Below are 13882 nucleotides of genomic sequence, written 5' to 3'. Positions count from 1 at the left end.
TCGAGAAAGTTCTCTAACACGGCATTTTTTGTTTAGATTTCATTGTAATAACTGTACGTGATACTCTGTGCCAGAGACGTGACAACACCCACGATGCCGATACCGATGCCAACAAATGAAATGGCGGATATATCCCAATATTTTCCCAACACGATAAAAATCATCATCAGCACAACGTCCAGCACATTCATAATATCATAGGTTCGGCTTTTGGATTTTAAGTCGATCATTTGGTTTCTCTCATCCAAGGCTGCAATCTGTTCCCCAGCAGACGGCTTTTTAACGGCGCGCATGATAAGAACGATGCTGCTCACAACCAATAGACCGGCACAGATCCATTGCGTCTTTCCTTTTTCACCTACAGCCAAAGCGATCCAGATCACACTCATCCAAATCCGATTGATGCCGCCTATCAAGTCGTTCTTGTTATAAACCTTCATATTGTTTATCCTCCTCCTGCTTGTTTTCCTCCAAGCAACATAAATCTTCTACGCTGACGCCGAACACCTGTGCAATGCGATATGCCAGCATGAGCGATGGATTGTACTGTCCTCGTTCAATGGAAATAATCGTGCGTGATGACACATGCACGCGTTTTGCCAGCTGAAGCTGTGTCATTTCTGCCGCTTGCCGCAGCTCTTTGACTCTTGTTTTCATTCGAGCCTCCTCGAATATGAAGTTTACTTCTCGTGAAGTTAGCTTCATATTAGCACACGCTATCTATTTTGTCAAGACGAAAAAAGCTGTGCATGGTTTTTACCACACACAGCTTTTATGTTTTCTTTACGGTTACGCCAGCTCTCCATCCGGATATACCGTGCGAAGTTTATTTCCGTTAGACAGTGCAACCGTCACGCAGCAGAACAGCAAGATTGCAAATCCTGCATAAATCATCCACGTGATGCCATATCCCAAGATGCCCTGCAAAATGCTCGTCAGCACAGAGCCGACCGCTGCACCAATCAGGAAGAACAGATTCAAAAACGCATAGATTCCTGCATAATCCTTTGTGCCGAATACTGTGGAAGTCAAAAGAGACGGAAGCATTCTCGGCAGGCTCATCGTAAGCCCGAAGAACACACAGTATCCCCACGCAAAATTCATGTTGAACTCTGATAAGTACAGGCAAATCATGCCGAGTACAATCAAAACAGACATGGTAAGCACCGTTTTTTGAATGCCCCAGCGATCCATCATAAATCCTGCAATAATCGTGGCAACCAAAACGACAATAGAGTATACAGACAAAATATAGCCTGTTCCTTGCGTCGTCCAGCCGACAGACATCAAATAATTGGGAACATGCGTCGTGACGCCGGATGCCAAAGCACCGACCAGCATCACCGTGCCAACGATGTACCCTATGCCATTTCTGTGTTTATACGCTTACTTTTTTCCCAAAGTCCCCTCGCAAATTGCCTTTACCATGCCAATGCGGTTGGTCTTAAAGTGGAAGAACGGGCGTTCCGGCAGTGCATAAATTTCAACCGGCTGCATGTAATCCTCCAAGCATGCAGCGACTTTCTCGCGAATGTCGTCCACTGTGTATCCGTCTTCCAGCACGACAAACAGATACGGTACGAAGCAATGGTGATGCTCCGGATCTTGAATGATAACGAAGAACTCATCATCAATGCCCGGAATGTTGGCATCTGCCAGACGGTTCTCCATCGGCAGTGTCATCAGCTCTCCGCCGCCATAGCGTTGTGCAGAACCACGTGTCAGCGCATAGATTGTGCCGTCCTCTGCCATATAGCCAATATCACCGGTGTGCAGCCATCTCTTGCCATCCGAATGAACCTTGATTGCCTTTGCTGTTGCCTTCGGGTCATCATATCCCATCATGGTTCCGGGGCTGCACTGGCAAATCTCACCCATTGTATTATAGGTCAGCTCTTCCTCTGTGCCAGGCTTAAAAATGGATATCACGGTCAGCGGCATCGGCACGCCAACGTTGCCGTTTCCAATCGGATGCGGTGTCATCGGCAGCGTCATATTCGAACCTGCCTCGCTGCAGCCGTATCCGGTTGTGAAGCGCGCCTTGCAATTGTGGTCATTCAGGAATTTTTGTGCACGCTTGAGCTGGTTGTTGTTGTACGCCTCACAGCCTGCGCCAGCCGCAAACAGATGCGACATGTCATAATCGTCTGGCACACGGCCGTTTCTCATCACAATTTCAATGAACATCGGAATCAGCGGCCACGCATTGGGGCGATAGCGCATGAGTTCCAAGTCCACGTCATTGACATCAACAAACGGAGACAGAATCAACAGCTTGTTGGATGCCAGCGGCATCAGCAGCATAGCTACCACCACGGCAACCAGCGTCGGCGGCAAAAGTGTTACCATCCATGTCGGGCGAAAATCGCTGGCACCGCCATAGAAATTCATCTGATGCATGTTGCCGATCATTGTGTGTGCAGAATGAATAACCTGCTTGGACGGACCGGTCGAACCGCTGGTATATGCGCGGAACAGCGGACGGTCAATGTCTCTCGGCGCCTCTACGGTACCGGTAAATCCGTCACCCTGATGCAGGAATGCATCCCAAGACATCGTGCACGGGCCGTATGCAGGATAGTCGCTGTAAAGCGAATCCATATAATCCCAGCAATAATCCGGCATCTGTGTCCGGTCGGCGCTGCGCAGCGGGCTGAGCAAAACCGCACCGTGCACACCGGCACCATTGCGGTATGCATTCAGGTCATCATGCGATAGAAAATCATGTGCAAAAATAATCTTTGCACCGGATTTTTTCACCGCGTCCACATTTTCCTCAATCGTGTTATCGCGGCAGAGCAACGATGCACCGATTCGTTCTGCTGCCAAAAGCAGATACAAAAACTCCGGAACCGAACGCAGGAAAGTCGGAATCTGGTCTCCCTCACCAAATCCCAACGCGCGCAGTGCGCGGGCTGTCTTGTCGACCTGTTCGTTCAATTCTTTCCATGTAATGTCTGTGCCGTAATAATGCATGGCTACAACATCGCTTCCCGGGCAGCGCTCCTCCAGATACTCTGCCACTGTCTGCTCCGGAATGCTCAGCCCCTCAATCATCTGCGGCGGATAATACTGCATCCACGGACGATCTACGCTCGGCTTGCCAGTCAACGTTTTGTTCATATGTATTCCCCTTTCTTTTTTTAGCCCTACTTTGTTATCCATCTAATTATATGAATCATCTTATTAGATGAATATAGTTTACCATGAAAACACAGGAATGAACGTGAAAAAAGTGGAAGGCTACAAAAAAGCGGAAAAACCAGCTATTCGTCATACGAACAGCTGGTTACGATTTGTCAATCGGTTTCTTTTTCTTTACTGGCACGATCCAAAATATCAACTCTTTGGATTGCCTCCTGAATAAATGCGCAAATCTCTTCGGTTTCTTCTCGGATAACTTTTCTCTTTTTTGACCACATGTGTTCAAAAAAACGCAGGAAGATTGTTTTCATATCCGGATGATTAAAGAGAGCAAGATTATTCTTTCGGTTTTCCGTGTGCAGTCTGACATAACAAATGGTATCCGACAAAAATACACACTGTGTCTCGGCATACTGAAAATCCGCCACTAAACAGCCGTATACCAATTTCACATTGAAATTCTCTCGCTGTGTGCACAGTTCTAGAATATACTGCAAACAGCGCTTTCTCTGCTGCAGCGACAGATGCATGGGATGATCAAAAAAGTCCAGTTCTCCGTCTACCGCAAGATTGGCCAAAGCGATGCTGTGCAGGATAACAGATATATTTGTCGTTTCCATCATTTTGTTGGTCAGCGTATGCAGATACCTGATGCGTTGCTCCTGCTCCTCATCGTATTGTTCTTTTACCTGTTCCAGCAGTTCTTCGAACAGGTCATCCGGCAGAAAATGTTCCGTTAGATGCCCGACAACCCATTTTTGATTTACAGCCAAGATTGCACGCACATAGTATTTTCCATCTATCATTTTCTGCATGGTCGTGCTGCGGTATAAAAGCATCTCCCGCGTGCACAAATCCCGAATGCTGTGGTACATGGGATTGCTGTTTTCCGCATCACTGCTCACTGTAACTGCCATGCAGCGATTGAAGTCCATCAGCATACCGCTGATCATAAATTCATCTTTTACGGCAAAAATCAGCCGTCCTGCCGCCTGCGCCCCTTTATACAGCTTAAAATCAATACGCGCCATATCCGACATCATATTGATAAGAAAAATCGGATCATATGTATAATCAAATTTTTCCGGAGACAGATCTACCATCAGCGAAAAGTGCACATCCGGATAGAATGCATGGATATCCCGCCGAATATTGCCCTGAATAATCTGTAAGCGGTATTCATGTGTGAGCGCAAGCAAGTCCATTTCCGCCGTAATGTGTAGCTGACTCACTCTCCGCAGCACAGGATGATGCATTTTCGCAATGTATTGTGCAGGGCTCAGCTCCGCAAAAAATACGGTTTTCGGTTCAATCGAGGAGCCATATAGGCGTTGTGTATCTTGAACAAAATCATATTCCGCTTCCAAGTTGTCAAAAATCGCTTCTCCCAGCTCTGCATCGTTCCAAATCTGATAATTTTCATACAGGTTTTCTTTGCCTGTTTGGGAACTCAGCCGCACAAGCTCTTGTCCGATGCGCTTTAGCACATTGCGCTTATTTTTCTCCGCCGGAAGCATCCGCCCGCTGACCCATTTGCTGATGTAGCTCACATCATACTGCAAAGCCTTCGCCAGCGCTGCATTTTTGATTTCTCCCAAGTTCATCAGCTGTTCGAGAAGCTGGCTAAATCTATTTTTCTCTGTTTCCATATTTCGCACCTCCCTGCATGCATCTTGTTCCATTATACCACAATCAAGAAAAATCACAATTTTTCCAATTTCTTCTTTTGTGAATTCCGGATGAAAAAGAAGCCCCGCAGTGAAAACCACTGCGGGGCCAGAGATATGACTCTCTGAATCAGTTTATCGGAATCGTTCCGACTCTTTTACTGATTTTCCTGCGCCTTGCAGTATCCCATCAGAATGGTTGCTGCTTCAGCACGGGTTGCATTTCCTCTCGGATCAAGAACAACGCTGCCATCGCTCTTTTTCTTACCAAGGATAATGTTGTTCTGGTTTGCCCAAACCATTGCGTCATATGCCCAATCAGAAACCTGATCAGCATCTACAAAGTCAAGCTTGCCGCTAACTGCCGGATTGCCTGCATAGTTGTACATGAACCGTGCAAACTGCTCACGGGTAACCTCGCTGTTCGGCTCAAAGGTCGTTTCGCTGGTACCGCTCGTGATCTTGTTTTCATATGCCCACTGTACAGCATTGTAGTACCACTGATCCTTCGGAACGTCCGTGTACGGATTTCCGTTCGTGGTTGCTGCCGGTCGACCTTCCTTGTTGTACAGAATCTGAACCATCATCGCACGGGTCAGTGTTGCGTTCGGCTCAAAGGTCGTCTCAGAAGTGCCCGTCATCAGCTTATGGTGATATACATATGCTACCTTGTCGTAGAACCAATCGCCCTCGTTTACATCGGTAAACGGCAGCTTGATTGCACCGCAACGATCACAAACACCATCAACATAGTGGTGACCCAGTGCCGGAACTGCTACTTCCTTGGTGTCGGTGTAGTTCTTGCCTTCGTAGGTTGCGGTTGCAGTGAATACATTCTTGCCAGCTTCGGTGCAGGTCGGTGCGACACTGCTCTTCTCGTCCTTGGCAACAACTGCGTCAACAGTCTGCTTGTCATTGCATCTCTTACAGGTCAGCGTTGCCTTTGCGGAAGAAGCATCTTCTGCCCAGTCAAACTTAGACTCGTAATCGTGACCCAGTGCATCAACAGTGGTTTCCTTGGTATCGGCTGCGGTTGCAAGAACCTTGCCGTTCTTGTCCTTCAGCTCTGCCTTTGCGGTGTACGTTACCTTGCCGCCGGTCGTGCAGGTTGCATCATCGGTCTTTGCGGTTACGTTAGCCTTGACAGTCTGAACATCCTTACAATTTTCGCAGGTAAACTCTGCAGTTGCAGACTTGAAGTCCTCGCTCCACTTGATTGCACCCTTGTACTTGTGACCCAGTGCCGGAACTGCTACTTCCTTGGTGTCGGTGTAGTCCTTGCCGTCATAAGTCGCAGTTGCAACGAATACATTCTTGCCAGCTTCGGTGCAGGTCGGTGCGACACTGCTCTTCTCGTCCTTGGCAATAACTGCGTCAATAGTCTGCTTGTCGTCGCCTCTCTTACAGGTCAGCGTTGCCTTTGCGGAAGAAGCATCTTCTGCCCAGTCGAACTTAGACTCGTACTCATGACCCAGTGCCTGTACATCCACAGTCTTGGACTCGGTTGCGGTTGCAAGAACCTTGCCAGCCTTGTCCTTCAGCTCTGCCTTTGCGGTGTACGTTACCTTGCCGCCGGTGGTGCAGGTTGCATCATCGGTCTTTGCAGCTACGTCAGCATTGACATGCTGTACGTCCTTACAAGCTTCGCAGGTGAACTCTGCATTTGCAGACTTGTAATCCTCGCTCCACTTGATTGCGCCCTTGTACTTGTGACCCAGTGCCGGAAGCTCTACTTCCTTGGTGTCGGTGAAATCGTATCCTTCAACCGTTGCATGGAATACATTCTTGCCAGCTTCGGTACAAGTCGGTGCAACACTGCTCTTTTCATCCTTGGCTGTTGTTACCTTCGGATTCTGCTTATCATTGCACTTCTTACAGGTCAGCGCAACGGTTGCGGAAGAACCGTCCTCTGCCCACGTAAACTTCGCGTCATAATCATGACCGGTTGCCTTGATTACAGTTTCCTTCGAGTCGGTTGCGGTTGCAAGAACCTTGCCGTCCTTGTCCTTCAACTCTGCTGTAGCAATTGTCTTTGTGATGCCATCTTCTGTGCAGGTGGCTGCCTTGCTCTCGTTCTTAATATCAGCCTTCACTTCTGTTACAGCCTTGCAAGTATCACAGGTAAACTGTCCAACAGCAGACTTATCATTCTCGCCCCAAACAATTACGCCATCGCCCTTATAGGTATGACCGGTTGCCGGAACTTCTACTTCCTTGGTGTCGGTGTAGTCCTTGCCCTCGTAGGTTGCGGTTGCAGTGAATACGTTCTTGCCAGCTTTGGTGCAGGTCGGTGCAACACTGTTCTTCTCGTCCTTCGCTACCTTAACTTCCGGAGTCTGCTTGTCGTCGCCTCTCTTACAGGTCAGCGTCAGCTTTGCAGAAGAACCGTCTTCTGCCCAGTCGAACTTAGACTCGTAATCGTGACCCAGTGCATCAACAGTGGTTTCCTTGGTATCGGTTGCGGTTGCAAGAACCTTGCCGTCCTTGTCCTTCAGCTCTGCCTTTGCGGTGTACGTTACCTTGCCGCCGGTCGTGCAGGTTGCATTATCGGTCTTTTCTGTTACGTCAGCCTTCACTTCTGTCACAGCCTTGCAAGTATCACAGGTAAACTGTCCAACAGCAGACTTATCATTCTCGCCCCAAACAATTACGCCATCGCCCTTATAGGTATGACCGGTTGCCGGAAGCTCTACAGTGTATGTGTCGGTGTAGTCCTTGCCGTCATAAGTTGCAGTTGCAACGAATACGTTCTTGCCAGCCTTGTCACAGGTTGCTGCAACACTGTTCTGCTCGTCCTTCGCTACCTTAACTTCCGGAGTCTGCTTGTCGTCGCCTCTCTTACAGGTCAGCGTCAGCTTTGCAGAAGAACCATCTTCTGCCCAGTCGAACTTAGACTCGTAATCGTGACCCAGTGCCGGAATCGTCTCAGTAACGACGGTGCTCTCAACAGTCTGAATAACCTTGCCGTCCTTGTCCTTCAGCTCTGCCTTTGCATAAGCTGTGGTCTCGCCGTTTTCGGTGCAGGTTGCCGGTTTGGTCTCGGTTTTTACCTCAGCCGGAACTTCTTCCTTAAACTCGCAGCGAGAGCAGGTGAACTCACCAGTTGCTGCTGTTTTGTCGTCGTTCCATACGATGGACTTCTTGTAATCGTGACCCAGAGCAGTACCTTCCTGTACTTCAGCAGCCTTTGTTTCGGTCAGTTCCTGACCCAGACAGGTTGCCTTTGCAGTATAAGTAATCTGCGCATCTTCTGTGCAGGTTGCATCCTTCTTTTCAGAAGTTACTTCCGCCTGTACGTCCTTCTCTTCTGCGCCGCAAACTTCGCACTTTGCAGAAACGGTAGCGGAATAGCCGCCGTCCTCAAGCTTGGTCCACTTGAACTCAGACTTCAGGGTGTGCTCGCCCTTGCCGGTCTCTACAACGTTGCTTACGGTGTACTTGTGACCTTCAGCCTCGCCGGTAGCGGTATACGTTACCTTTACGCCGCCTTCATCGGTGCAAGCGCCTTCGGTCTTGGTGATTTCTGCCTGTGCTGTAACCGGATTGTTCAGCTTAATCGTGATGGTATCATCATTGACCAAGCAGTCGCGCTGATTCTTTTCCTTCTCACAAACAGAGGAGCAAACCAGCGTATCGAAGGTTACGGAATAGGTGCCGTCATCGTTCTTGGTCCACTTCGGATCCTTTGCAGTATAGGTATGGCCGGCATTCTTTACAACTTCGTCGTATTCTGCCTTGTCCTTATCATACTGTGCCTTTTTCTTTTCGTAGTCACTGTTGCTGCCCATGCTGTTCTTCTTCGGTTCGGTCGGCTCCTCTACAGACTTGCCGCAAACCGTGCAGACATAGCTCTCGCCAGTGTTCCATTCATCGGTCTTATTGCCGTCAGAATCCTTCTTCTTGGTGAAGTAGGTTTCGTCAAAATGGATGTAATGATGATCGCAAGTTTCCTTCTTGTACTCAACGCTCTCGCCAGCGATGCTGGACATTGCCTCGGTACCTCTCAGGTTTGCGACCCACATGAACTCATCGTTGTCGTTGATTTCTCTTGTGTATCCGAACTGCTCCATCATCGAATCGCTGTACTTATCGTTGCTGTAGTTGCTGTAGTCCGGATTGTAGTTGCTTTCCTCAAATTCGTAACCATAGCCATTGTCCTTGCTGTCAATGGTATAATCCTTAGAATCGGTCGGCTTGGTACGGTTGCTTACATCATCCTTACCGGAGATGTAAGCCAGATTGGTTGCGACGGAAACATACAGCTTGCCATCGCTCTTCAGGCTGATGCCTGCAATCGGATGATCGCGGAACGTAAAGTCTGCGCCATCTGCGCTGTTTACCAGAGCGAACGACATGCCGCCGAATGCGTTGGTCTTGTCGCGCTTGCCATAAACGGTATCGTACTTCTTGACAGTTGCAACTTCACCGCTGGTCAAATCATAGCTCAGGATGTAGTTAGACAGGTTAAAGTACAGCTTACCCTCATACTGTGCGCAAGTGATTGCGATAGACGGATAGATATCAGCCTGTTCTGCATGCTTTGCATACAGCTCGGTCAGCATATCATTGGTTTCCATATTCTTGGTTTCCGGATTGTAAACCTGAACAACCGTATCGTCCTTGTCGGAATCCGGCTTGTAGGTGAAATCAATCAGGGTCTTATAATCGGTATCGCCATCGCCGGAATCCTTATTGGTAATCGGGTGGCTGACCAGCTTATACTTCGTATCTTCCTGAGAAGTTGTCGTCTGATCCTGCTGTGAATCATTGAGCCGCTTAATCAGGTTGGTAGAATCATATACATAGTACATGTTCGTGCCATCCGAGCTGACATCGCTCTTTGCACGAGCAAACCAAGCGTCCTCATAGGTCTTGTCGGTAGCTATATCCTTATAAGCCGTATTCAATGTCTGGAAGTAGCCATCGTACAGATTTCTTGCGGTCGTATCGCTGAACATGAAGTACATATGGTTCATGTAACCATCGGTCTCCACGCGGTCGCGCGTCATAACTTCACTGTAGCAGTCGGTGTAGCACGGGTCAACATAATACCACTCTTTACCTACCTTGACTGCATTCCAGAAATGGTCGGAGTTGAAGTCCGGCTGCGTCTCACCATACATGGTAACATTAGCCTTGAACGTAATACGAACCAAGTCTACACTGTAGTTGCCATCGGTGTTCACCTTCTTGCCGTCAGAGCTGAAGGTGTACAGATCCTTGGCTTCCTTCCAGTTGTCCGCCTTGGACATATCGGTAGAAGCGCCGTTCTTGCCGTAGATTTCCGGATGCATGCACTGAATCAGATATGCATAGGTCTTGGAGTAACCCAAGCAAACGGATTTGCCAAGTGCCAGCGCACCAAACTGGTTGCTTTCCCAGTAGTTGATAACACCGTCAGTCAATCCTTGTGCAGCCTGCTCTGCATAGGCCGGAATCGCCTCATTCGCAGTTGCTTCATTTACGCCGTCCTTATCCAAGTCAGCAATCTTATCGGTTGCCATGGAATTTTGGGTCATCTGCTCAAAGGTTACTTTATTTCCATCGCCTTTAACATCTACGCCATTTTTTTCCGCGTCTTCAAGCGATGCTTCTACGCCATCAATCATGGCTTGTGCATTTTCGCCAAAGTTTTCCTTGATGAAGCCTTCTGGATCCTTGGAAATGTCTTTCTCATTGTCCTTCATATAGGCATCTGCCTGCTCATTTGCAGCAGTCTTCTCTTCAGCTGTTGCATCTTCTTCAGCCTTACCTAAAGACCGAAGATAAATTGCTTTCTTGATTGCTCCTTTGTAGTACTCTTGACGGAAATTTTCTTTAACTCCCGCATAGATCTGATCATGGAAGTTGCTGCGAATCTGCGATTCATAATCAGCATACAGCGTATCATGTACATCCTTATAATGATCCGGATCCTTCGGAGTCTCCGCCGCCATGGTAGGAGTATCCTTGCCCATATTCATGATATAGGACATATCAAACGTATCCTGCGATGCCAGCCAGTCATTCAGAACCAACAGCTTCTGATACTCGGTCTTTGCGCCGGATGCCTTGACAGCCTCGATGGCGTCGTCGCGCTTGTCGCGTACAGTGCCGCCATAGTACTCTACACCCAGCTGATCGCCGTACATGAAAGTGCGGATAGTGCCAACCAGATCGTCAAAGCTGTAGTTGCCGTTTCTGACATCATCTACAGTTTTATTCGCCAGAATCAGCATCTCGCCCAGAACGCCGAGACCGTCTTCGCCCTTGTCATTGTACTGCATGTAGAACGGAAGCTGTGCACCCAGTACGTCTGCATTTGCCTTCCAGTTGTCCTGATAATTCTGGAACATAACCAGAACCTGCTGCTGCTGTTCTGCGGTCAGCTTTTTCTTTTCTTCGGTGCCGTCTGCCTTGGTAGACTTTACTCGAATGTTTTTCAGTTCCTTCTTTACGGACTTGACAGCCGGATCAGATGTATCAACGGTTGTATCCTCGGAATTATCCGCAACCATTGCTGCATTGATGTCAGACTCGTCCATGCTGAACGGAACCTGCTCGTCTCCTACGGTAATCGAACCGCTTGCAGAGATTTTCTGCTTGGCAGCAGTTTTGTTTGTCTCTGTGTTTGTTTCAGCGGTCTGTGATGTTGTGGAGGACTGGTCTGCCGCCTGCTCCGGAGCTGCATATGCCGGCAATGCCGACATGCCCATGAGTAAAGACAGGAACAGACTCAAAATTCGTTTGAATTTTTGATTCATAATCTTTTCTCCATCTTTGTCCAAATTTGTGAACGTGCCCTTCCCTTATCATACATTTCCCTTGCGTTGGTTGGTTTGTTTTCCTTTGGAAAACGCGCCAATGTAACACCCCTTTTCTTGTTTTTAGAGTATTCCCAGTGATGGGGCAATATGCAGCGCGCTGCGCCGCACACTGCCCTTTTGCTGTTCATCATATGCTTCTGACCGGATTTGTGCGGTCTAAGAGCCAATTATAAATCGGAATGAATCAGTTCCTGCGTCAAACCAATGCGGTTTGTCTTGAAGTGGAAGAACGGACGTTCCGGAAGCTGGAAAATGTCCATCGGCTTCATGTAATCATCCAGACAGGCATCCACATCATCCTTAATATCGTCAATCGTGTAACCATCTTCCAGTACGACATACAGATACGGCAGGAAATGATGATTGTGCTCGGTATCCGGAATGATAACAAAGAATTCGTCCTTGATGCCTTCAATTTCTGCATCTGCCAGACGATTCTCCATCGGAAGCGTTGCCAGCTCCTTGCCTGGGAAGCCAAAGCGCGGTGCACTGCCGCGTGTCAGCGCGTACACAACGCCGTCTTCGTTCATATATCCAATATCACCGGTGTGCAGCCAGATGCGGCCGTCATCGTGCTTCTGCAGTGCGCGAGCCGTTGCTCTTGCTGTATCGTAACCGATCATGTTGCCCGGTCCGGTCACACAGATCTCGCCCATTTCATTGTATCCCAGTTCTTCATGCGTGCCCGGTCGGAAAACCGACATCACAGAAAGCGGCATCGGAATGCCAACATTACCGTTGCCAAGCGGATAGGAGGACATCGGCAGTGTCAGATTGGAGCCTGCCTCACTGCATCCGTAACCACTGGTGAACTGTGCCTTGCAATTGTGGTCATACAGGAACTTCTGTGCACGCTTCATCTGGTTGTTGTTAAATGCCTCGCAGCCTGCGCCGGTCGAGAACAGATGAGACATGTCGTAGTCATCCGGCACACGGCCATTGCGCATGATGGTCTCGATAAACATCGGAATCAGCGGCCAGCAATTCGGACGATACCGCATCATTTCCAGGTCAACATCTTCCGGAGCACAGAACGGATCCAGAATCAACAGCTTGTTGGAAGCCAGCGGCAGCAGCATCATCGCTACAACAACAGCAACCAAGCTAGGCGGCAGCTGCGTCATCAGCCATGTCGGGCGGAATTCGTCCGATGCACCATAAAAATTCATCTGATGCAGATTGCCAATCATGGTGTGTGCAGAATGAATAACCTGCTTGGACGGGCCGGTCGAACCGCTGGTATACGCGCGGAACAGCGGACGATCTATGTCTCTCGGCGCTTCCACTTGACCGGTATACTTCTCGCCCATCTCAAGAATCCAATCCCAAGACATGGTTCTGCCGCCGTATGCCGGCTTATCCGGATAGTTGCTGTCAATGTACTTTTGAATATGCGCCGGCATAGATGCGTAATGTGCGCTGCGGTACGGAGATACCAGCACCGCAATCTGCGTCTCCGAGCCGTGACGGTATGAGTTCAGTTCTCTCTGTGAGAGATAATCCTGCGTAAAGATAACCTTTGCGCCGGAGCGGCGAACCGCTTCTACGTTTTCTTCCAGCGTGTTGTCGCGGCAAAGAATCGACGCGCCAATTTTTTCTGCTGCCAACAACAGATAGATAAATTCCGGCACAGCGCGCAGGAAGGTCGGAATCGCATCGCCTTCACCGAGACCCAGCGCCTTCAGACCGCGTGCAGTCGCATCAACCTGCTCAAACAGCTGCTTCCATGTGATGTCATTTCCATAGTAATGCATGGCAACGACATCGTCTCCCGGGCAGTGTGCGCGCAGATATTCGCCAATGGTCTGCTCTGGAATTTCCAGATTTTCAATCAGCTGCGGCGGATAGTACTGCATCCACGGGCGGTCTGCGCTCGGAACACCTGTCTGCGTTGGTTTACTTTCGTTCATTCGTAAAAATCTCCTTATCATTCCCCTTGTGTCTTGTACAGCGGAGCATCCTGACAAAATCATCCGATTTCATTCGTTTCTACAAGCGTAGGAAAACATATATTCTGCTAATCATACCGTAATCTTCACAAAACTTCCCCCCGCTTTTCACAATTACGCGTATGATGGTTATCATTATTATACGGTCTGCAACAGCAAATGTCAACCATTTAGAGATAAGCACACCGCCCCTTTTTAGTTTCTTCCAGAAACATATCTAAAAATAAACTACAATTTTATACAAATTTCCCTAAGTATTCATCGTAAAAAATAGTTAGTTTTCAAACTGTATGTACAAAAAATATCGTTTGCCGTC

Annotated in this window: 7 protein-coding genes; all 7 read right to left on the bottom strand. The window is 48.6% G+C overall.

Going from position 1 to position 13882, the window contains the following annotated elements:
* Window positions 1–32 precede the first annotated feature (32 nt).
* Window positions 33–440, bottom strand: coding sequence for a hypothetical protein (locus KQI75_RS00160; RefSeq protein ID WP_216468670.1), 408 nt, complete (start codon window positions 438–440; stop codon window positions 33–35).
* A complete protein-coding gene (locus tag KQI75_RS00155) occupies window positions 427–657 on the bottom strand; it encodes a helix-turn-helix transcriptional regulator (RefSeq protein WP_216468669.1) in 231 nt (76 codons plus the stop codon). The genes KQI75_RS00160 and KQI75_RS00155 overlap by 14 nt, the downstream gene beginning before the upstream one ends.
* 132 nt (window positions 658–789) lie before the next feature.
* Window positions 790–1341: an MFS transporter gene (locus KQI75_RS00150; RefSeq protein WP_246566329.1), complete on the bottom strand. Its 552-nt coding sequence runs from the start codon at window positions 1339–1341 to the stop codon at window positions 790–792.
* A gap of 45 nt (window positions 1342–1386) precedes the next feature.
* Window positions 1387–3123, bottom strand: a complete 1737-nt coding sequence (locus KQI75_RS00145) for a class I adenylate-forming enzyme family protein (protein ID WP_246566275.1) — start codon at window positions 3121–3123, stop codon at window positions 1387–1389.
* Window positions 3124–3299: 176 nt separating this feature from the next.
* Entirely contained in the window at window positions 3300–4793 is a 1494-nt protein-coding gene (locus KQI75_RS00140) for a hypothetical protein (protein WP_216468666.1), read from the bottom strand.
* A gap of 176 nt (window positions 4794–4969) precedes the next feature.
* Window positions 4970–11554 (bottom strand): S-layer homology domain-containing protein, encoded by a 6585-nt coding sequence (locus KQI75_RS00135; protein WP_216468665.1) that lies wholly within the window; start codon window positions 11552–11554, stop codon window positions 4970–4972.
* A 230-nt stretch (window positions 11555–11784) separates the two neighbouring features.
* Window positions 11785–13527, bottom strand: coding sequence for an AMP-binding protein (locus KQI75_RS00130; protein WP_216468664.1), 1743 nt, complete (start codon window positions 13525–13527; stop codon window positions 11785–11787).
* Window positions 13528–13882: the final 355 nt, after the last annotated feature.

This window comes from Butyricicoccus intestinisimiae (genome assembly GCF_018918345.1).
In the GTDB taxonomy this organism is placed as follows: domain Bacteria; phylum Bacillota; class Clostridia; order Oscillospirales; family Butyricicoccaceae; genus Butyricicoccus_A; species Butyricicoccus_A intestinisimiae.
Note: the sequence above shows the minus strand (reverse complement) of the source record. Positions and strands in the feature narration are given on the sequence as shown.

Excerpts from the sequence above, each read along its gene's own strand:
- KQI75_RS00160 (WP_216468670.1), bottom strand. The coding sequence starts at position 440 with ATGAAGGTTTATAACAAGAACGACTTGATAGGCGGCATCAATCGGATT.
- KQI75_RS00155 (WP_216468669.1), bottom strand. The coding sequence starts at position 657 with ATGAAAACAAGAGTCAAAGAGCTGCGGCAAGCGGCAGAAATGACACAG.
- KQI75_RS00150 (WP_246566329.1), bottom strand. The coding sequence starts at position 1,341 with ATGCTGGTCGGTGCTTTGGCATCCGGCGTCACGACGCATGTTCCCAAT.
- KQI75_RS00145 (WP_246566275.1), bottom strand. The coding sequence starts at position 3,123 with ATGAACAAAACGTTGACTGGCAAGCCGAGCGTAGATCGTCCGTGGATG.
- KQI75_RS00140 (WP_216468666.1), bottom strand. The coding sequence starts at position 4,793 with ATGGAAACAGAGAAAAATAGATTTAGCCAGCTTCTCGAACAGCTGATG.
- KQI75_RS00135 (WP_216468665.1), bottom strand. The coding sequence starts at position 11,554 with ATGAATCAAAAATTCAAACGAATTTTGAGTCTGTTCCTGTCTTTACTC.
- KQI75_RS00130 (WP_216468664.1), bottom strand. The coding sequence starts at position 13,527 with ATGAACGAAAGTAAACCAACGCAGACAGGTGTTCCGAGCGCAGACCGC.